26 protein-coding genes are annotated in these 16,946 nt (G+C 66.0%); 25 read left to right on the forward strand and 1 reads right to left on the reverse strand.

The genetic code is table 11. The features are described 5' to 3' along the window. The first annotated feature begins 65 nt into the window (after positions 1-65). The 23 genes from EPN98_RS21380 to EPN98_RS21485 all read left to right on the forward strand — a co-directional run bounded on the left by EPN98_RS21380 (position 66) and on the right by EPN98_RS21485 (position 15,483). Positions 66-284 (forward strand): hypothetical protein, encoded by a 219-nt coding sequence (locus EPN98_RS21380; RefSeq protein ID WP_293364964.1) that lies wholly within the window; start codon positions 66-68, stop codon positions 282-284. 1,359 nt (positions 285-1,643) lie between these two features. Next, entirely contained in the window at positions 1,644-2,009 is a 366-nt protein-coding gene (locus EPN98_RS21385) for a hypothetical protein (protein ID WP_293364965.1), read from the forward strand. Then, positions 2,006-2,221, forward strand: a complete 216-nt coding sequence (locus EPN98_RS21390; RefSeq protein ID WP_293364966.1) for a hypothetical protein — start codon at positions 2,006-2,008, stop codon at positions 2,219-2,221. Before EPN98_RS21385 ends, EPN98_RS21390 begins: the two co-directional genes overlap by 4 nt. Next, on the forward strand, positions 2,218-2,439 hold the full coding sequence (locus EPN98_RS21395; protein ID WP_293364967.1) for a hypothetical protein: 222 nt from the start codon (positions 2,218-2,220) through the stop codon (positions 2,437-2,439). Before EPN98_RS21390 ends, EPN98_RS21395 begins: the two co-directional genes overlap by 4 nt. Next, the gene (locus tag EPN98_RS21400; protein WP_293364968.1) at positions 2,432-3,346 is read left to right on the forward strand and encodes a DUF1376 domain-containing protein; all 915 of its coding nucleotides are present in this window, start codon (positions 2,432-2,434) and stop codon (positions 3,344-3,346) included. The genes EPN98_RS21395 and EPN98_RS21400 overlap by 8 nt, the downstream gene beginning before the upstream one ends. Next, complete coding sequence (locus EPN98_RS21405; protein WP_293364969.1) at positions 3,343-4,785, forward strand: DnaB-like helicase C-terminal domain-containing protein; 1,443 nt, start codon at positions 3,343-3,345, stop codon at positions 4,783-4,785. Before EPN98_RS21400 ends, EPN98_RS21405 begins: the two co-directional genes overlap by 4 nt. Then, on the forward strand, positions 4,775-5,059 hold the full coding sequence (locus tag EPN98_RS21410) for a hypothetical protein (RefSeq protein ID WP_293364970.1): 285 nt from the start codon (positions 4,775-4,777) through the stop codon (positions 5,057-5,059). Before EPN98_RS21405 ends, EPN98_RS21410 begins: the two co-directional genes overlap by 11 nt. Continuing rightward, positions 5,034-6,077 (forward strand): hypothetical protein, encoded by a 1,044-nt coding sequence (locus EPN98_RS21415; RefSeq protein ID WP_293364971.1) that lies wholly within the window; start codon positions 5,034-5,036, stop codon positions 6,075-6,077. Before EPN98_RS21410 ends, EPN98_RS21415 begins: the two co-directional genes overlap by 26 nt. Continuing rightward, the gene (thyX, locus tag EPN98_RS21420) at positions 6,077-6,937 is read left to right on the forward strand and encodes an FAD-dependent thymidylate synthase (RefSeq protein WP_293364972.1); all 861 of its coding nucleotides are present in this window, start codon (positions 6,077-6,079) and stop codon (positions 6,935-6,937) included. The genes EPN98_RS21415 and thyX overlap by 1 nt, the downstream gene beginning before the upstream one ends. Next, the gene (locus EPN98_RS21425) at positions 6,934-7,188 is read left to right on the forward strand and encodes a DUF3310 domain-containing protein (RefSeq protein WP_293364973.1); all 255 of its coding nucleotides are present in this window, start codon (positions 6,934-6,936) and stop codon (positions 7,186-7,188) included. The genes thyX and EPN98_RS21425 overlap by 4 nt, the downstream gene beginning before the upstream one ends. Continuing rightward, positions 7,188-7,487 carry a hypothetical protein gene (locus tag EPN98_RS21430; protein ID WP_293364974.1) on the forward strand — a complete coding sequence of 100 codons (300 nt, stop codon included), beginning with the start codon at positions 7,188-7,190 and terminating at the stop codon, positions 7,485-7,487. Before EPN98_RS21425 ends, EPN98_RS21430 begins: the two co-directional genes overlap by 1 nt. After that, positions 7,484-7,678, forward strand: coding sequence for a hypothetical protein (locus tag EPN98_RS21435; protein WP_293364975.1), 195 nt, complete (start codon positions 7,484-7,486; stop codon positions 7,676-7,678). The genes EPN98_RS21430 and EPN98_RS21435 overlap by 4 nt, the downstream gene beginning before the upstream one ends. A gap of 292 nt (positions 7,679-7,970) precedes the next feature. Then, complete coding sequence (locus tag EPN98_RS21440) at positions 7,971-8,759, forward strand: DNA adenine methylase (protein WP_293364976.1); 789 nt, start codon at positions 7,971-7,973, stop codon at positions 8,757-8,759. Continuing rightward, complete coding sequence (locus tag EPN98_RS21445; RefSeq protein WP_293364977.1) at positions 8,756-9,523, forward strand: site-specific DNA-methyltransferase; 768 nt, start codon at positions 8,756-8,758, stop codon at positions 9,521-9,523. Before EPN98_RS21440 ends, EPN98_RS21445 begins: the two co-directional genes overlap by 4 nt. Then, entirely contained in the window at positions 9,520-10,176 is a 657-nt protein-coding gene (locus EPN98_RS24565) for a DNA adenine methylase (protein ID WP_366558510.1), read from the forward strand. Before EPN98_RS21445 ends, EPN98_RS24565 begins: the two co-directional genes overlap by 4 nt. Beyond that, on the forward strand, positions 10,176-10,535 hold the full coding sequence (locus EPN98_RS21450) for a hypothetical protein (protein WP_293364978.1): 360 nt from the start codon (positions 10,176-10,178) through the stop codon (positions 10,533-10,535). Before EPN98_RS24565 ends, EPN98_RS21450 begins: the two co-directional genes overlap by 1 nt. An 89-nt stretch (positions 10,536-10,624) precedes the next feature. Continuing rightward, complete coding sequence (locus EPN98_RS21455) at positions 10,625-11,209, forward strand: hypothetical protein (RefSeq protein ID WP_293364979.1); 585 nt, start codon at positions 10,625-10,627, stop codon at positions 11,207-11,209. Beyond that, positions 11,206-11,730, forward strand: coding sequence for a transglycosylase SLT domain-containing protein (locus EPN98_RS21460; RefSeq protein ID WP_293364980.1), 525 nt, complete (start codon positions 11,206-11,208; stop codon positions 11,728-11,730). Before EPN98_RS21455 ends, EPN98_RS21460 begins: the two co-directional genes overlap by 4 nt. Then, positions 11,727-12,659: a hypothetical protein gene (locus EPN98_RS21465; RefSeq protein WP_293364981.1), complete on the forward strand. Its 933-nt coding sequence runs from the start codon at positions 11,727-11,729 to the stop codon at positions 12,657-12,659. The genes EPN98_RS21460 and EPN98_RS21465 overlap by 4 nt, the downstream gene beginning before the upstream one ends. A 24-nt stretch (positions 12,660-12,683) precedes the next feature. Then, the gene (locus EPN98_RS21470; protein ID WP_293364982.1) at positions 12,684-13,595 is read left to right on the forward strand and encodes a DUF5131 family protein; all 912 of its coding nucleotides are present in this window, start codon (positions 12,684-12,686) and stop codon (positions 13,593-13,595) included. 411 nt (positions 13,596-14,006) lie between these two features. After that, positions 14,007-14,162 (forward strand): hypothetical protein, encoded by a 156-nt coding sequence (locus EPN98_RS21475; protein ID WP_293364983.1) that lies wholly within the window; start codon positions 14,007-14,009, stop codon positions 14,160-14,162. 154 nt (positions 14,163-14,316) lie between these two features. After that, positions 14,317-14,490, forward strand: coding sequence for a hypothetical protein (locus tag EPN98_RS21480; RefSeq protein ID WP_293364984.1), 174 nt, complete (start codon positions 14,317-14,319; stop codon positions 14,488-14,490). Between the two features lie 96 nt (positions 14,491-14,586). Beyond that, positions 14,587-15,483 (forward strand): hypothetical protein, encoded by an 897-nt coding sequence (locus tag EPN98_RS21485; RefSeq protein ID WP_293364985.1) that lies wholly within the window; start codon positions 14,587-14,589, stop codon positions 15,481-15,483. Between the two features lie 3 nt (positions 15,484-15,486). Here the strand turns inward: EPN98_RS21485 and EPN98_RS21490 are convergent, their stop codons facing one another. Then, positions 15,487-15,795: a hypothetical protein gene (locus tag EPN98_RS21490; RefSeq protein WP_293364986.1), complete on the reverse strand. Its 309-nt coding sequence runs from the start codon at positions 15,793-15,795 to the stop codon at positions 15,487-15,489. Positions 15,796-16,217: 422 nt separating this feature from the next. Here EPN98_RS21490 and EPN98_RS21495 point away from each other — a divergent pair, with 422 nt between their 5' ends. Both EPN98_RS21495 and EPN98_RS21500 read left to right on the forward strand, forming a co-directional pair. After that, positions 16,218-16,664: a hypothetical protein gene (locus tag EPN98_RS21495; protein ID WP_293364987.1), complete on the forward strand. Its 447-nt coding sequence runs from the start codon at positions 16,218-16,220 to the stop codon at positions 16,662-16,664. 8 nt (positions 16,665-16,672) lie between these two features. After that, the gene (locus EPN98_RS21500) at positions 16,673-16,942 is read left to right on the forward strand and encodes a hypothetical protein (protein WP_293364988.1); all 270 of its coding nucleotides are present in this window, start codon (positions 16,673-16,675) and stop codon (positions 16,940-16,942) included. Positions 16,943-16,946 lie beyond the last annotated feature (4 nt).

The following is a 16,946-nucleotide window of genomic DNA, read 5'->3' on the forward strand; positions in this document are numbered from 1 at the left end:
AAGGCGGTCACTGTCGTCAACGAAGTCATTTCCGCCCTCATCACCGCCGACCGTCGAGGTGACCGATGAGTCGCAAGCGAAAGAGCGTCGGCGAATTCAAGGTGACGCCCGCGATGCTGCGCCGGCTCAAGCTGGCGCTCGCTCGGCAGGACCGAGATATTGATCGACGCCGACGGGCTGACGAGGCGTTCTTCGAACGCTGCAACTGCGCCCGCGGAGAGTTCTGCTACTTCCACTCGCGCATTGGTATCGCCGCGCGCGCCGACCGTCGAGGTGCGGAGTGATGGCGACGCCGGGCCGTATCACGGCGATGACAATGGCGCTCCGGCCCGAGGGCTGGCGCCCGCGCGGCGCATCTGAGTGGAAGGTCGGCTATCTCATGATCAGCGAAGGACTGATGGTTGACGACGGCGTTGCCAACGCGCCGTGTCTGCGTGCGACAGAGGCGGGCAAAGAGTGGGCGCGCGCTAAGCGAGGCGAGCTATGAAGACCGAGAGGCGCGACCCGACCGACGAGACGATTCGGACCTTGGTCGAGAAGGCTCGCCGCCGCACAGACGGGCTGTCGACGCTGGAGTTCGCCGAGGACTGCGTCCGCCTCGGGTTCAGGGCCGGCTGCCGCCCTCCGGTGGCCTCCTCCGCCCGCGGCGCCGAGCGCGCGGGTTCGGTGGCCACCGTCGAGGACGTGAAGCGATGGGAGGCCGCCGGCCTGTGTCGGTTCTGCGGGAAGGACGAGCTGTGCTGGGAGGGCCTCTGCGGCGACTGCGCGCGGGCCCATCCCAAGGGCACCTACTCGGAGACGGCGCGTCGTTCGCTGGAGGCGCAAATCACGGCAGCCCAGCCCACCCCTGGAGAGCGAGAGGCGGGGCGGCCGAGTTTGCAAACCAGGACCGCGGAGCCCGAATCGCGCGGTCCTTTAGCCGAGGCTGGGAAACCGGCCGTGAGGGAAACAGGAGAGACATCGGGTGGAAGCGGAGGCGGTTCCGGGGCCGCTTTTGTTCCGTCGAAACCCGAACCTGCAACGTCGGGGGTGGACACGCTTGCGCGTCCTTCGGCCTCCCCGGCGGCTGTCTCGCAAGAGGAGTGGCTGCGGTCTCGTGGTTGGGTTCCAGGCGGCAATGCGTGGCGCCTCATGATTGGCCGCCGCGTCCGCATCTACTCGTTCGACGAAGCATGCAAGTTCCAGCGACGCAGCGACAAGGCCAAGGGTCGCGCGTCCGCCACCCCAGCCCCAGGCGACATGGTGAGGCGGGAGGATGTGGTGCGAGGCGATGTCATTCGATGGCTTCGGCACGTCGGGCTGGGCGACCGCGTAGATAGTTTCGAACGGAACTTCCCGTCCAGCACCAGCCTGGGTGCTGGCAAGGAGGGGACGTAGTCGTGTGGGAAGGGGTTTGCGACGTCGGCAGCGGGTCCGATCCGTGCGGAGGAAACGTTTCCATGGTGAATGGCCATTGCCGCTGCGACAAGCACGGCGGGATACGTGCAGCGAACGAGGCTTGGCTGGGTACGTTCAGAGAACTGTGCCGGTGCGGCTCTTCGTTTGGCGAACACGGATTTCAACCCCCTCATTCTATCGCAAGAAAGTGCACAGGGTTCGCCCGCACCTCCCTAGATGGGGCGGCGGGGAAGGAGTGCGAGTAAATGTGCTCCACAGACTACGATCCCGCCGATATCTTCGAGGTGTCGTACCCGCGAGCCAGGAAGCGCCACGGCTGCGATGAGTGCCATGTGGACGTGCTTCCTGGTGAGCGTTACGCCAAGGCATCATGGCTGGCCGACGGTTCGTGGTCGTCGTCGGTTCGCTGCCTGCCGTGCCTCCTTCTGTGCGAACTGATCGAGGACTTCCTTTGCGGAGGGCGCGGGCAGATTCTTTGGGGTGGCGGGGACCTGGCGGAAGAGATCGATCACGCGGGATCAGATTGGGCCGCTGAGACGTTCGCGGCGATCAAGGACCGTATGCTCGATGCTCCGAGGCCGTCGCGGGCCACACGAGCGGAGGCAACATGAAGGACCGCCTCCGCTCCCGCAACGCCCGCCGCCACGCCCACCCCGGCCGCGGGCCGTTCCCGTCGTTCACCCCTCCGTTCCCTCGCTTCGACCACGCCCACAAGCGCCACGGCGAGCTCGTCGCCGCCCTCTACGACCGTGGCCTTGCCCTGGGTGAGCTGACCGAGTTGATCGACCTGAGGATTGCGGCGGGGATGTGGAGGGCAGCGTGATCGCCCGTACCCGCCGAGAGACGGTCATGCTGGAGGCGCTGGAGCGGATCACGAAGAGGACGCGGCACGCTGATAGCACGGCGGCTCTCCGCTACCCCGATGTTGCTTGCGCTCCCGACTGCGCCGCGTGTTTTGCCGAGGACGCGATTGCCACCGTGAAAGCCATGGACGAGGCCGAGCTGCGGGGCGGTGCGGAGGAGGTTGGCGCGAGTGGCTGACGCCAAGGTCGACATCTTCATGCCGCTGTACATCAGCGACTACGACCGCGACACGGCCGATCTCTCATTCGAGGAGCACGGCTTCTACGGGGCCATTCTGCGGGCTCTCTGGACGCGAGGCGGCGTGCTCCAAGCAAACGACAAGCAGAAGTTAAGCAGGCTGCTCCGCACGGATGAGTCGACGTTGGCTCGACTGTGGCCATCGGTGGAGCGCTTCTTCGTTTTTCGCGACGACGGGACGTTTCACCAGAAGAGACTGACGTTAGAGCTTGAAAAGGCGAAGCGTCACAAGGAGATAGCAGTAGAGCGCGCCCGCAAGGGCGGATTGGCAAAAGCTTCAAGCACTACTCAAAGCACTACTCAAAGCGCTACTTCAAGCACTGCTACAAGCAGACCACAAGCACTGCTTGAAGTCTGCTCATCACCTTCACCTTCACCTTCACAATCAAGAGATCTGGGTGTGTCTGGATCCAATCCCCCTCTCGGAGATCCGGATCAGACGCGTGCGCGCGTGGACGGTCCCCATCCAGAAATATCCCCCCCGAACGGCGAGGTGACCGCGTGGGGGTTGGTCAAGCTTTTCGGACTAGTTCGCGCGGAGGCTTTCCCGGCGGCGATGCCTTGGGTGGCTCCAACTAGATCGACCGAGAAAGCCGAGAGCGTTGTTACTGCCGCGAACGATGACCCCGCCGTATGCGCGGACATCCTGCCAACGATGCGCCTTCTCTTCGCGAAGGCGAAGGCCGGTGAGTATGAAAAGTCCTCCGATATCCTGGGGTCGTCGTCGTTCGGGTTCGGGGCCTGGTGCTCGAAGTTCACCGACCTACAGGAGGAATTGCACGGCGTGTCGGCGCCCGAGCCAAAGACTGCCCGGCCCGGCGGCCCCATCTACCGGAGGCTCGCGTGACGGTCGTTGAGATGTCACGGGACGATGGAGCGCGGGAACCAGAGCGCTCGGCCCCCTATTCGGAGGAGTCCGAAAAAGCGGTCATCGGAGCGCTCTTCATGGTTCCTCGTCTGCTTCCCGATCTCGCCGACGTGCGGGCGGACGAGTTTCTGAAACCGATTCATCGAGAGATCTTGGAGGCAATGCGCGAGGTGGACGCAGTCGACCCGATCGCGGTTGCCGAACGGATGAAACAGCGCGGAAGCTATCAGCGGTTTGGCGGGCTCGGGGTGGAGTCTTATTTCGTGGAGAGTCTCGGCTACGCAAACCCGGTGGTTTTCGATCACCACCTGGCGATCGTCCGAGAGAGAGCGGTGGCGCGGCGTCTGATCGCTACGTGCGCAGAGACGATGGCGCGAGCGTATGGCGGCGCTGACATGGAAGAGTTGCTGCCAGAGCACCGCCGCCAGATCTCATCGCTCGACGTCCAGGGAGGCGGTGGTCCCATTCGGATCGGCGATGCACTCGACCCGGCGCTCGAGCAAATCGAGAAGAAGGCGGCCAATCCGGACGGCTACCAGATCAAGACCGGGCTTGCTGACTTCGACCACGTCATCGGTGGCGTCCGGGCTGGGCAACTCGTGATCGTCGCGGCGCAGCCGGGATTCGGGAAGAGCGCATTCGCCGAGCAGGTCGCGATCGAGAACGCGAAGCGCGGCATACCGGTGTTGGTCTTCTCGCTGGAGATGCTGCGCCAGGAACTGATTGAGCGGGCACTCTCGTCGGAGTCCGGCATCAACGGACGTAAGATCGTGACGGGCAAGCTCGACTATTCCGACTGGAGAAGCGGCCTGCTGCCCGCGGCGGAAAAGCTCCGCGGTCTCCCCATCTGGATCGACGACCGGCGCAACCTGACCCACACGCAGATCTGCGCAGAGGCGCGGCGGTGGCGAGAGAAGTTCACTCGGGGTCGCCTGGTTCCTGGCACACAAGATCCGGACGACAGGGCGTTGGTCGAGATCGACTATCTGGGACTCGTTCGTTCTGCCGATCGGACCCAGAACCGCGAGCGCGAGGTCGCGGCGATGTCATCCGCGTTCAAGGGACTCGCCGGTGAGCTTGGTCTTCCGCTGATTCTGATCTCCCAACTCAATCGTGGCAGCGCCAAGGAAGCGCGAAAGCCCGTGCCCTCTGACCTGCGAGACTCGGGGGCTGTCGAGGCGGACGCCGACATGATCATTTTCCCTTGGCGGGACCCTTTGACCGAAGCCGAGGCCGAGGCGCCCCCGGAGATCCAAGAGGCGGCGATCATCGTGGCCAAGCATCGCAATGGACCGACGGGGGAAATCCCCGTCCGCTGGCGACCGTCCACAACGCAGTTCCTGGACAAAGACTTCGAGAGATTCACAGGAGGCCACGGTGGACAGCAACACTTCACGGATACTGACAATGACCGGTAGTCCATCGCCTAACGGAATCGCCGAGGTCATCGGTCGCGTGAAGGCCGCGATGGGGATCATAAACGACGCGCGCCGAGCCTTGGAGACGGAGGCGATCGTCGGTGCGATCAGTTATCCCGAGGCTTCGCGTAGAAGCGTCAATTCCCTGTGCAACGAGATCGCCGCCAAGTCGATCGCCATCTGCACCCTGCTCCACGAGATCGCTGATACCCAACCAATCACCGGAGAGACGAATGGGAACGATGAGATTGCGTGTTCCGCTGACCGATCCTGAACTGATCGCCGTCGGCGCTGACCTGTCCGCGTTGATCACGAAAGAGGCCGCCGTGGAGGCCGAAAAGAAGGCCGTGACGAAAGTCTTCTCCGACCAACTCAAGGAATTGCACGCATCGATCATGGTCATGAACCAGTCGATCGCCACGAAGTCGGTAGAGCGCGAGGTCGAGGTGCGCATCGAGGAAGACCATCTCCGCGGGGTGATCCGCACGATCCGTCTCGACACGAACCAGATCGAGAACGAGCGTCCGATGGACGACGAGGAACGGCAACTGAAGCTCGATGCCGGACTCAAGAAGGCGCGCGAGGCCGAGCGGAAGGGCCAGGCTCCGACCGAAGAGCAGACCGAGGCCGCTACCCCGCAAGAGGCCGAGGAGATGCGAGAGCGCCGACTCAGGCGCGAGCGGAGAGAGCGGGCCATCGAAGCGATCGATGGAGTGATCTCAGACGCGATCGTGCTTCCTTGCGAGACCAACGGAGAGCATGCGCCCGGCTTCCGCGCAATGATGGCCGCGCGTCCCCCGCTCTGGCTCGACGCCGTGGAGGCAAAGGGCGATACGGAGCACGAGGCGCGGTCAATCCTGCGCGACAAGATCGTCGATGTCATCCTGGCAGCCGAGGATGCGGTCGCGCGGGCGAAGACCGAGAGAATCATGGAGCGGCTCGCGGAACTGCTGCCCAACGTCGTAGTCAGCGAGGTCGACGGCGGCTTTGTCGCGAAGGTGGATGCAGGGACTTGGCTCGCCGAAGCCGAGGGAGTCGTCGCGGAGGAGGCGACCGGCGCACTCCGCCAGAAGCTGATCGAGATCCTACGTGAACAGGAAGAGGAGATCGGGAAGCTCGCCACCGCGCAGTCGGCCGACGATGGCGTAGAAAGGCCGAGGGGACTCAAGGCGACCAAGGCGCTGAGGTCGAAGAAGAAGGGCGGCGGGAAAGCGGCGGGGGATGGAGAGGCGCCAGGGCCGAGCCCGGCCCCAGAGGTGGACACGACGCCGCCGCCGGACGGGGCGTTCTGATGGCGACCACCGAGAGGGTAGCGGTTCTCGATCACGGATACATCGAGGCGATCGAGAACTGGGGCAGCGACGAGAGGATCATTGAGGCGGCCCGGATGTCGACCGGCAAGGGCTTCAAGGGATGGGGCCGTCTGGTCTGCTCCTGCGGAGCGATCAGTCAGAGCGCGAGATTCACCGACTCCGCGCTCGCGAGCGAGACGCCTCGACCGCGGCCGTTCATCGACGACAAGATGACTGTTTGCCCTACTGAGCGTGGAGGGCGCCATGTCACCGATGGCCTGCCGACGGACGGGGACGAGCGTCTCCTCCGGTTTCTCTGGGAGAACAAGCACCAAACACCCTTCGAGATGGCGGGTCTCACGATCGAGGTCCAGGCGCCGATCTTCGTGTTCCGCGAGTGGCACCGCCACCGCGTCCCGTTCGGTTACAACGAGATGTCGGCGCGCTACACGCCGCTCCCCGACGTGAACTACATCCCGTCGCTCGAGCGCCTGCTCGTCGGCAGCGACGGGAAGAACAGGCAAGCGGGGACGGTCGCGGGCGCCGAGGCGATCGACGAACAGAAGGCCCGCGATTTCCAGGCGGCGCTGATGCGAATCTACTCGGACGCTGAGCACATCTACCAGGCCGCGCTCACGATGGGCGTACCGAAGGAGTTGGCGCGCGTGCACCTGCCCGTCGGGCGCTACTCGCGGATGCGCGCGACGAGCAACCTCCGCGGCTGGCTCGGTTTTCTCGCGCTTCGGATGGCGCCCGGCGCGCAATGGGAGATCAGGCAGTATGCGAACGCCGTCGGAGCTCTGATCGCGGACCGCTTCCCGCGAACGTGGGCGCTCTTTGCGGAAGGAACCGGACGATGACCAGTTGGCCGGGACAGCCGAAGGCGCCGTCGCCGCCGCCGCAACCAAAGATCGAGGCGGTTGACCACCCACCTCACTATCGGTCAGGCGGGCTCGAAGCCATCGACGTGATCGAGGCGTTCGACCTCGGGTTCTGCCTCGGCAACGCCATCAAGTACATCCTGCGCGCCGGCCGCAAGGGTGCCGCGCTCGAGGACCTCAAGAAGGCGAGATGGTACCTGGACCGCGTGATCGAGAAGGGAGAACGCTGATGGCGACCACACGTCCCGACCGCCGGATCGTTTACGGCGCCAACTGCGTCTGGTGGGACAGCATCGACAAGGTCGCTGCCAAGCCGACTCCCTCCGGCCGTGGTCTTCCCTGCTGCCCCCACTGCGGGAGCGTTCTGATGGAGGTGCCGTCGATCGAGCACTGGAACCGGAACATGGACCGGTACGAGGCCGATGGTCATCCCGGCTACCGCGCGATGATGGAGTGGTCGCGGGGTAAGTGCTTCCCGACCATGACCGCCCTGCGCGCTGCCCATGAAGCCGGGCGAGGCGGGCAATGAAACTCCTTCGATTGTGGTGGCGGAAACGGCGTGACCTCGCGCGGCTCCGCGACGAACTGGAAGCCGCGCGCACCGTTGTGCGGGTCAGCGTCATGGCAGGGCTCAGCGTTCGATCGCCAGCGATGGACAGCCTGATCGAGCACGCGAAAGAGGCATGGGACGCGCTCGAAGCGAGAAAGGCGGCGCCATGAGCAACTCCACCGCGCCCGCGCCGATACCCTCCCCGGCATCCCACCGAAGGCCGCCGAGTGCATCGGGCTCGCCGGGTGAGGAACAACAGGGCCACCCGCAGCCCCCGGCGGGTAAATCCGGGGGCACCATCACGCCGATCCAGGCGGCGAGGCATATCCATCACGCCCGCCGTCCGGCGCCGTCCCGGGCGTCTCTCGTGCTGGCGGCGGTCGGGGTCGTCGCGCTGGCTGGCGCGGCGGTCATGGCTGCGATCGCCCTGGGGCTGTTCGCGTGAGCACTGCCCGTCCATTCGTGAAATGCGCCGGCGGGAAGGCCAGGCTGGTCCCCGAGCTTCTGGCGCGGGCGCCTAAGACCTTCGGTGCCTACCACGAGCCCTTCGTCGGCGGGGGCGCGTTGTTCTTCGCGCTGCGCCCAAGGAGGGCGTTCCTGTCAGACGCGAACCCCGATCTGATCGCTGCCTACGAAGCCGTGCGGGACCGGCCGAAGGCACTGGCGGAGCGACTAGAGACGCTAGCAGAGACGCACGCGGCGGACCCGAAGAGCACCTACTACCAGATCCGATCCGAGCGGCCGCGGTCGGGGCTCCACCGAGCGGCGCGGTTGATCTACCTGAACAAGACCTGCTTCAACGGCCTCTGGCGCGTCAACAGCAAGGGCGAGTTCAACGTCCCGATCGGCGACTACAAGAGGCCGACGCTCTTCGACGCTTTCAACCTCGGCGCCTGCTCCACCGCCCTCAACGTTGCAACGCTCAACGCCGAGGACTTCCGGCGCGTCGCTGATCGGGCGATCGCCGGCGACCTCGTCTACTTCGATCCGCCCTACGTCCCGCTGTCGGAGACATCGTCGTTCGCTTCCTACGCGGCGGGCGGGTTTGGGCCGCAGGATCAGGCGGACCTTCGAGACCTGGCCCTCGTGCTCAAGAGGCGAGGCGTCCATGTCCTGCTGAGCAACTCGGGCTGCGAGGAGGTGGAGCGGCTCTACTCGAAGGACTTCCAGATCCACAAAGTGAAGGCGAGGCGTTCGATCAACTCGAAGAAGGCCGGGCGTGGGGCGGTCGTGGAGTACGTGATCTCGTGAAGCCCTACTTCCAACAGGGCGCGATCGCGGTCTATTTCGGAGATTGCCGCGAAGTGCTGCCGGCGCTCGACATCTCGTCCATCGGAGCCGTGATCGCCGATCCTCCGTACGGCGAGACCTCGCTGACCTGGGACCGCTGGCAGACCGACTGGCCCGACGCAATCGCCGCCGGCGTCCCGGTATCGGCGCCTCTGTGGTGCTTCGGCTCGATGCGGATGTTCCTCGACCGCGCGATGCAGTTCTCGCAGTGGAAGATTGCGCAGGATCTAGTTTGGGAGAAGCACAACGGCAGCAGCTCCGCCGCCGATCGCTTCCGCCGCGTCCACGAGAACGTGCTGCAGTGGTACCGCGGCGAGTGGGACGCGGTGTGGAAGTCACCCGTGGTCACGATGGACGCCACCGCTCGGCAGGTGCGCAGAAAGCGCCGGCCCGCGCATTGGGGCGAGATCGGAGAGCACGCATACGAATCCAAGGATGGCGGGCCGCGCCTGGCGCGCTCGGTGCTGCAGGTGCGGTCCTGTCACGGCAACGCGGTCCATCCGACGCAGAAGCCGATCGGCATCGTGGAACCGCTGCTGCGCTACTCGGTGGCGCCTGGGCGCGCCGCGCTCGACCCCTTCGCGGGCTCCGGCACGACGCTCGTTGTTGCGAAGAGCCTCGGGATGGCGGCAATCGGGATCGAGGCGGACGAGCGCTGGTGCGAGGCGATCGCGGGGCGACTCTCGCAAGAGATCGCGTTCCCGTCCGCGGAGGCTTCGACGTGACGCCGATCCGCGCCCCGTTTCCTTGGTTCGGCGGCAAGTCCCGCGTCGCCTCCGTCGTTTGGAGCGCGTTTGGCGACGTGCCGAATTATGTAGAGCCGTTCGCGGGATCTCTCGCTGTCCTGCTCGGGCGTCCGCACGCGCCGAAGATCGAAAGCGTGAATGACAAGGACTGCTTCCTTTCGAATTTCTGGCGTGCGCTGCAGGCCGATCCCGCCGAGGTTGCGCGATGGGCGGATTGGCCGGTGAACGAGGCCGATCTGGAGGCGCGCCATCACGCGCTGGTCGGATCACTCGATCGCGAGCGGGTGATGCGCGATCCCGAGTACTTCGATGCTCGGCTGGCGGGATGGTGGGTGTGGGGTGTCTGCAGCTGGATCGGGTCCGGCTGGTGCTCAGCTCCCGCACCTGGGGAACGCGGGCCAGGGGGTCCACCGGACCTCCCGCACCTGGGGAACGCGGGCCGCGGCGTCAACCGGACCTCCCGCACCTGGGGAACGCGGGCCGCGGCGTCAACCGGAAGCTCCCCAAACTCGACAACGCCGGTAGCGGCATCCACGCCGGAGGACGGATCGGAGCGCTCACCGAGTACTTCGAGCAGATCGCCGCGCGTCTGCGCAACGTGCGGGTCGCCTGCGGGGACTGGTCTCGCGTGATGGGCGACTCGGTGACATGGCGCCATGGCACGACCGGGATCTTCCTCGACCCGCCCTACGATGAAGGCGAGATCGACTACGCGGCCGGCGGGCGCGGCATAGCTTCCGAGGTGAGCGCGTGGTGTCGCGAGAACGGCGCCGACCCACGCCTGCGCATTGCCCTCTGTGGCTTCGAAGGCGATCACGACCTGCCGGGATGGCGCGTGCATGCCTGGAAGGCCCACGGCGGCTACTCGTCGCAGCGATCGGGAGACCCGAATGGTAACCCGCACCGTGAGCGGATCTGGTTCTCGCCGGCATGCCTTGGCGGCGAGCTGAGCGATCCCCTCTTTGCTCGCGCGAACAGAGGAGCGCCGTGAAGCACGCCGGCAAACGAGACGTTCCACACCAGCGCGTGAAGACAGTGGAGCACCTCACGGAGACAGCGCGGGCGAAGCGACGAGTGCAAATGGCCAATGGAAAGTCGTTTCCGGCGCAGAGCTTGAGTCGTGGCGTCGCGCCACGGCGGCCGCCCATCTGCATGCTGTTCGAGGACCTCGCGCAGGGCGCAGCGCAGCCGACCGGCGTCTTCGGCATGTACCCGGCGGCGTTGATCGGGAAGCTGCTGCCGTGGCTCCGGTGCGCGCGCCACGAGGTTCTGCACGTATGCTCGGGCGGCCTTCCGCGGGGCGAAGGGCTGCGCATAGACCTGCGGCCCGCCGCGCTCCCCGATGCCGTTGCCGACGGCCGCGCGCTGCCGATCCGAGACGGCGCGGCCGCGGCGGTGCTGATCGATCCGCCCTACTCCAAGTATTACGCCCGCGAGCTCTACGGCGTCGACTACCCCTTGCCCTCGCACCTGCTGCGCGAGGCCGCGCGCGTCGTTCGCCCGGGCGGGCGCATCGGATTCGTCCACTACCTCGTCGCCAACCCGCCGCCCGGCTGCCACCACGTCAAGACGTTCGGCCTCTCGATGGGGTTCGGCTATCCGATGCGCGCCGTCACGTTCTACGAGCGCGAGCAGGACGAGCTGCCGCTTGGAGGATCGACGTGACCGCCGCCGCCCTCGCCCTGGCAATCCTCCGCCTCCAGCATCTCCCAGCCGTACCGGGCGCCGCCGAAGTTCGCGCTCGCCTACTCGCACCGATCATCCTCGAAGCCGCCGCCCACCGTGGCCTCGACCCCATCCTGATCGCGAGCGTCATCCAGCACGAGAGCCGGTTCGTCCGCACCGCCCGGGGCTCCGCCGGTGAGTTGGGCTTGATGCAGATCAAGCGCGGCACCTTCGCCACTCGCGGCTACGAGCACCTCTCAGACGAGGCGCTGATGTTCCCCCGGTACAACGTCATGCTCGGCGCGCGTCACCTAGCCCGCGTGCGGGACGTCTGCGCTGGGAAGCGAGGGATCACGGACCCGCTGTCCTGGCTGAGCGTCTACAAGGGCCTGCGTTGCCGGCCCTCGGCGTACTCGCGGGCCATTGTTGCAGCCGCGGATGCCGCCCGACGCGAGGCCATCCAAGCCGCCGCCATCGCGGAGACCGAGAAACGACCGGCCAAACGAAAGGGAACCCAATGATCAACGTGACCGATGACGCGAGTGTCCTGTCTCCATCCGCCCGGGCCGATCTGGCGGCAACGCCAACTCCATTCGCTGCCACCGTTGTCTTCCGCGACATCGGCAAGGGCGAGATGGAGAGCGCGATCCGCGCCTGCGGGTCAGCGTCACCGTCGGCCGTCTGCATCGGGGTCAACCCGCGTGGGCACTTCACGACGGTCTACTACGGGATCGACGTGGCCGGGTCCAGCGCCGCCGAGACGATCAAGAAGGCCGGCAACCCCAGCTTCAAGGCGGGCGACTGGACGCAGGGCGTGCGGGACATTCTCGTTCGCGCTGAGGCCGTGTCCCATTCGCGCGCAGGGGCGACCGTCATCAACCAGCCGGTGACCACGATCGAGCACCCGGTTTCGGCGCTGCCCTTCGTGATCGGATTCGGCTTCATCGGCGGGTTCATCCTGCTCGCATACCTGGCGATCCGAAAGCAGCGTGCCGCGATGAAGGCCGCGATCGAGAACTCCCAGCGGGAGACCGCCGAGATGGCGTCGCGGAACATCCGGGCAGAGGCAGAGGCCGAAGAGAAGGCCAGCAGCCGCTCGACCGCTCCCCCCGCACCGGCGCGTCGGCAACATGAGGCTGCGATTCCAGTGCGCCGCTATGTTCCCGTGCCGCCCGCGCCTCCCGCGTACTCGCCACCGGTCATCATCGACCGCAGCGGCAACGACTTCGCGACGGGGCTGATCCTGGGGCAGGCGATCTCTCAGCCGCGCGTGATCGAGCGAGAGGTCATCCGCGAGACGCCGCGCTATCGAACGCCAGATCCTGATCCGGCTCCGTCGTCGTCCTGGAGCAGCAACGATAGCTCGTCGTCGTCTGATGACAGTTCCTCCGGCGGTGGGTCTTCGGACTTCAATGACAGCGGTGGTGGCGGCGGATCTTCCGACTGGTAGCCCTGGAAAGGAATGGACTGAGTCATGTCGAGAACGACGATCGAATGGACCGCCACGGTCAACCCCGACGGAACCATCACCCCGGGCGCTACGTGGAACCCGACGCGTGGCTGCGACAAGATCTCGCCTGGCTGTAAGCACTGTTACGCCGAGACCTTCGCCGAGCGCTGGCGCGGCGTGCCCGGTCACCCGTATGAGCAGGGTTTCGACCTCCGCCTCGTGCCGGAGGCGCTATCCAAGCCGCTCGGCTGGCGCAAGCCCCGCAAGATCTTCGTCAACTCGATGAGCGACCTCTTCCATGAGGAGGTGCCCGACGAGTACATTGCGGCCGTCTTCGGGGTGATGGCGGCCTGCCCACAGCATGTTTTCCAGGTCCTGACCAAGCGAGCAGAGCGGCTGCCGCGCTGGTTCGAGTGGATCCGCTACCAGTACGGCGAGGCGCGGATGACGCCGGCCGAGGGCTGTCGCTGGGAGGCGCTGGAGCGCGCTGGCTTCCGGGCTCCGGACGGGAGCATGCCTGCTGGTCCGGGGCGCGATCTGCAAGGCTACGACACGCGCTGGCCGCTGCCTAACGTCTGGCTGGGCGTCAGCGTCGAGAGCCCAGACTACCTCTGGCGCATCGATGAACTGCGCAAGGTCCCCGCCGCCGTTCGCTTCGTTTCATTCGAGCCACTACTCGAAGATATCGGCAGCGTCGACGTTCGCGGCATTGACTGGGCGATCATCGGCTCCGAGAGCGGACAGAAGGCGCGCCCTATGGATACGACCTGGGCCCGGTCGCTTGTCGACCAGTGCCTTAGCGCTGGGGTGCGGGTCTTCACGAAGCAGATCGCTACTCCCGCCGGCCGCGCCGCTGGTAACCGTAAGGGCGGAGACCCAACGCACTGGCCCGCCGGGGATTGGCCCCGGCAGTTCCCGGAGCCCACCACCCCGTGACCCCTGCCCAACGCACGCCCCTCTGCCCCTTCTGCGGCACCGAGCTTGCCGAGAGGGCATGCCTTGGCTACCTCCATCATCACCGGTGCCCGAAGTGCAGGGCGGGCAGCTGCTACGAGTTGACCGGAGGCTTGGTCCGTCCCGTCCGCTGCAAGGGACTCCTCCCGCTCGATCCGGCCACCGACCCTTGCCCCGATTGTGGCTGCACTCTCTCGACCTGCGAGAGGGCAATCACCCACCTCCACTGCGAGGGCTGCCGGGTCTGCTGGACGCCAGCGCGGGCCAAGGTGCTGCACACCCCGAAGGCGGCGCGATGCGAGCACTGCGGGGGAACGGGGCTCAAGTCGCCCAGGGCTACGCCCGCCCCGGCGGAGAAAGGACCAGCCGCTGCATGAAAGCTTGCATGAAATCATGCACGAACGAACGGAGATCGTCGTGAAGTACCCGCCCGCGATGACCGACCACGAGCGCCGCCAGAGCGCGAGGCGCTGGCTACTGGTCGTGCTGGCGGCGTTCGCCGGAGCAGTCCTGATCGCGCTGTTCGGACGGTGCGGTGGTTCGTCATGAAGCGTATCAAGATCGGCAGGTCCGACGATGGCACCTGGCACTACAAGATCCGATGCCTGTGCGGCAATGAGTGGCCAGCGCACAGCTCGCGTGCTGGTTTCGGTTTTCGAAGCGCGCGTGACGCCGTCGCTGCACTTCGAGGATCGCGAGCACGATGAGCGCGTCTCGCCTCCCCCAGTGCCGCCGCGGCCACCCCCGAACCCCGCAGACCACATGGTCTGGCAAGCAGCGCCAGTGGAACAAGTCCAAGGGCGAGTGGCAGGTCTACGAGCATCTCGTGTGCCGCCTTTGCCGCAGGAAGGCCAACGCAGCGAACCAGTCGATGTGACTAATCGATTCCGGCTAGATCCGACACCGAATCGGGCGGCATATCTAGGGGCGTGAAGAGCAGTCAGTTCAGCCGGTCCCAGGAGACGAGCGAGGCGTGACGTTGGCAGCGATGGAGGCAGCGCCGCCGCCTCGCATCCATCTTCGGGTACTCCGCGACGAGGACTTGGTTCCTCGTCTGCCGGCGGCGAGCCCGGACGACTACGAGAAGTGCGAGGTGTGCGGCGCCCTCCGCCCGTCGCCGCTGTACCGGCTCGTCTTCCGATCGAAGAAGGGCAAGCAGCAGGGAGATCCGCACCTCGTCTGCGACTACTGCTTTACGCCGGGTCCGTCTCCGCCGGAGATGGATCAGCTGCTGTTTTGGATTGGCGGGTTCGGATGGGTTGCCGTGGGAGACGTCGTTCCGGCCTTTGTCAGAGGCGAGGACGGTCCCCCCGCACGTAACGTCCGCAGCGTCCTTCACATCCGCCCGCTGCAGCTCGATTTTGACTCCGCCTCAAAGCAGCTGCGCACGAAGGTCAAGTCGATCGGCAACGCCAAACTCAAGAGACGCGAGCACAGAGCGGCCGCCCAGGATGAGATAGAGCTCAAACGCGTCCGCCGGCGACGGCCGAAAACCTACGAAGACTGCGTCCGTGAGATCCGAGGCCCCTGCCCATGGGTGCTCTGCCGCCATCACCTGTATCTCGATGTTGACGAAAAAACGGGGGCGCTGAAGTTGAACTTCCCGGGCCTCGAAGTCCACGAGCTTGCGGAGACCTGCTCGCTCCGTCAGATCCGCAGCCGGAGCGACGACGGGGGCTTGACCGGGAAACCCATGAAGCTGGAGGAGATCGGCAAGCTCATGAACATCACCTTGGAGCGCACGCGGCAGATCGTAGAGGCCGGCGTCGAGCACATGGAGGAGGCCAAGGAGCGGCTAGGGGACATCGGCACGGACGAGGACGACGAGAGGCAGATCATTGAGGACACCGAAGAGGACGGCACGGATTGACGCTCACTCGGACAACGCCCGCTTCTTGACCGCCTCCGCGAACGCTTCCACCGCTGCGCGTCGCGCCCCGCGCCTGACCAACTCGTCGATGATGGCCCGGGCGAAGTCTGCCGAGGCCGCCGACACCCCCGACCGAAACCCAGCCACCCACTGAGGGTCCACGGGGAGTTCGCCGGAGCCCTCGTGCAACGAGACGAGTAGCCCGGGCTCCGTCTTGTGCGGTCGCGTGGGTTCGTCGTCGAGGGTGCTTGCCGGGAGGGCGCCGTCATCGACGATCGTTAGGTCGTCTGCGTTGAAGTCGTCGTCTTCCACGTGAGCCCTTGGGTGCTGTTCGACCGCTAGCGCGCGGGGCCAAGAAACGAGGCTCGGTCCCCATGATCTAGACGATGGTCAGCCGGCCCCCGTCGCGAATCAAAGAGGGGGTGGAAATTGAGTGGCGCACGGGCAGGGAGACCATGAGGGCGATGAACTGCCTCTTTTGCCCCGCCGTTTTCGAGACGAAACCGATAGAGACGAGCTTCGCGCCCGGCCCGAAGTTGGAGGCCGCTCTCAGGGCGATCGTCGAACAGGAGGCCGAGGGCGGCCGATGGGAGTGCGTTCAGGTCACCGTCACTCGCGCCGGGGCGCGAGCCGAAGTCCTGTCCGGGTACACGTGCCCGGACCACATCCTCCAGGCTGGCGCGACCGCGCTGGTCCGGACGTAATAGCCCACCACCACCGCCAGGAGCCAGCACATGTCCATCTATAGCGCACAGGGTACTCAGACCGTCACCGCGACGACCGCCCTGACGATCGTCTCGACGGCGGCGATCCGGCCCAGGATCATCGGCTTCGCCTGCTCGAACGTCGGCACGGTGTCGACCGACTCGAACATCCGCGTCCAGGCCAAGCGCTTCACCGCGGCCGGCACCACGACGGCGGTGACTCCGGCGGCGCGCGACTCGGGCGATCCGGCGTCGGTCTTCACGGCGGGGAGCAACGCCTCGGCCGAGCCGACCTACACGGCGAACACGACCCAGAAGGACAAGGGCTTCAACCCCCGCGGCACCTGGGATTGGCGCGCGCTCGAGCAGCGCGACGAGATCATTCTCCCGGCGACGGCGGCCAACGGTGTCGGCTGGCTGGTGACCACGCTCGGTGGTGGCGTCACGATCGTGGTCGACGCCGACGTCATGGAGTAGCGCGAGCGATGGCGCAGCAACGCGTCTCGCAGGGCGGACTATCGACGTACACCGACGAGCTTGGCAACGCCACGCACGTCAAGACGTTCACCTGCTGCCACTGCAATCAGGTCTTCGACGTGCCGAAGGCGAACGAGCCCGAGGTTGGCTTCTGTACGCGTTGCTTCGCGCGTGAGTGCATCCGATGCGCACGGAAGGGTGTCTGCGTGCCCTTCATGAAGAAGATCGAGTCCCATGAGCGGAGGTCTCGCCTCCTGATCGCTGCCTCCGAAGGCTGAATAG

The sequence above is a fragment of the Phenylobacterium sp. genome (assembly GCF_004299445.1).
Taxonomy (GTDB): Bacteria; Pseudomonadota; Alphaproteobacteria; order Caulobacterales; family Caulobacteraceae; genus Phenylobacterium.

What these genes read in the sequence shown, in the direction of transcription:
- EPN98_RS21470 (WP_293364982.1), top strand. Translation starts at nt 12,684, where the DNA reads ATGTCGAGAACGACGATCGAATGGACCGCCACGGTCAACCCCGACGGA.
- EPN98_RS21385 (WP_293364965.1), top strand. Translation starts at nt 1,644, where the DNA reads ATGTGCTCCACAGACTACGATCCCGCCGATATCTTCGAGGTGTCGTAC.
- EPN98_RS21500 (WP_293364988.1), top strand. Translation starts at nt 16,673, where the DNA reads ATGGCGCAGCAACGCGTCTCGCAGGGCGGACTATCGACGTACACCGAC.
- EPN98_RS21430 (WP_293364974.1), top strand. Translation starts at nt 7,188, where the DNA reads ATGGCGACCACACGTCCCGACCGCCGGATCGTTTACGGCGCCAACTGC.
- EPN98_RS21495 (WP_293364987.1), top strand. Translation starts at nt 16,218, where the DNA reads ATGTCCATCTATAGCGCACAGGGTACTCAGACCGTCACCGCGACGACC.
- EPN98_RS21480 (WP_293364984.1), top strand. Translation starts at nt 14,317, where the DNA reads ATGAGCGCGTCTCGCCTCCCCCAGTGCCGCCGCGGCCACCCCCGAACC.
- EPN98_RS21380 (WP_293364964.1), top strand. Translation starts at nt 66, where the DNA reads ATGAGTCGCAAGCGAAAGAGCGTCGGCGAATTCAAGGTGACGCCCGCG.
- EPN98_RS21410 (WP_293364970.1), top strand. Translation starts at nt 4,775, where the DNA reads ATGACCGGTAGTCCATCGCCTAACGGAATCGCCGAGGTCATCGGTCGC.
- EPN98_RS21425 (WP_293364973.1), top strand. Translation starts at nt 6,934, where the DNA reads ATGACCAGTTGGCCGGGACAGCCGAAGGCGCCGTCGCCGCCGCCGCAA.
- thyX (WP_293364972.1), top strand. Translation starts at nt 6,077, where the DNA reads ATGGCGACCACCGAGAGGGTAGCGGTTCTCGATCACGGATACATCGAG.
- EPN98_RS21455 (WP_293364979.1), top strand. Translation starts at nt 10,625, where the DNA reads ATGGCCAATGGAAAGTCGTTTCCGGCGCAGAGCTTGAGTCGTGGCGTC.
- EPN98_RS21390 (WP_293364966.1), top strand. Translation starts at nt 2,006, where the DNA reads ATGAAGGACCGCCTCCGCTCCCGCAACGCCCGCCGCCACGCCCACCCC.
- EPN98_RS21475 (WP_293364983.1), top strand. Translation starts at nt 14,007, where the DNA reads ATGCACGAACGAACGGAGATCGTCGTGAAGTACCCGCCCGCGATGACC.
- EPN98_RS21450 (WP_293364978.1), top strand. Translation starts at nt 10,176, where the DNA reads ATGGGCGACTCGGTGACATGGCGCCATGGCACGACCGGGATCTTCCTC.
- EPN98_RS21465 (WP_293364981.1), top strand. Translation starts at nt 11,727, where the DNA reads ATGATCAACGTGACCGATGACGCGAGTGTCCTGTCTCCATCCGCCCGG.
- EPN98_RS21435 (WP_293364975.1), top strand. Translation starts at nt 7,484, where the DNA reads ATGAAACTCCTTCGATTGTGGTGGCGGAAACGGCGTGACCTCGCGCGG.